The organism is Corallococcus sp. AB038B (assembly GCF_003668955.1).
Taxonomy (GTDB): domain Bacteria; phylum Myxococcota; class Myxococcia; order Myxococcales; family Myxococcaceae; genus Corallococcus; species Corallococcus exiguus.
Genome location: NZ_RAWO01000174.1, coordinates 1 through 423, shown reverse-complemented (window position 1 = coordinate 423; position 423 = coordinate 1). Strand labels below are relative to the sequence as shown.

General features: G+C 67.6%; 1 protein-coding gene. It reads right to left on the bottom strand.

Annotation, left to right across the window (positions count from 1 at the left end; genetic code table 11):
- Positions 1–423: DUF4340 domain-containing protein (locus D7Y04_RS42910; RefSeq protein WP_121763074.1), on the bottom strand; the 423-nt coding region annotated here is incomplete at both ends.

The following is a 423-nucleotide window of genomic DNA, read 5'->3' as shown; positions in this document are numbered from 1 at the left end:
ATGCGCACGGGTTCGCCCGAGAGCGGAGTGAAGCGCGCATCGACGAGCGGCGACTCCAGTCCCAGCTTCTTCCGCATCTGCGCGGAGTCCGAGGGGAAGGCGAGCGCCCGGTGCTCCTTCAAGTTTTTCAACAATGTCGCCACCCGAGCCTCGTCCGCGCGCTCGGCCACGGGTTTCGTCAGGCGCCACTTCGTCGTGCCCGTCTCGTGCTGCAGCACGTAGCTTCGCTCCTGGGCCCGCACCTCGATGGTCGCGAGCGCGGTCGCCTCCAGTCCGCCGAGCAGCTCCTTCGAGCGCAGCGCGAAGGTGTCCTTGTCCAGGCTCCATCGCACCGAACCCTGGGCCGCGTAGACCTTCGAGTCCCCGTCACGACGCACGTACACGGACCCGTCGAAGGTGTTCTCGACGCCGCCGTGTAGCGTC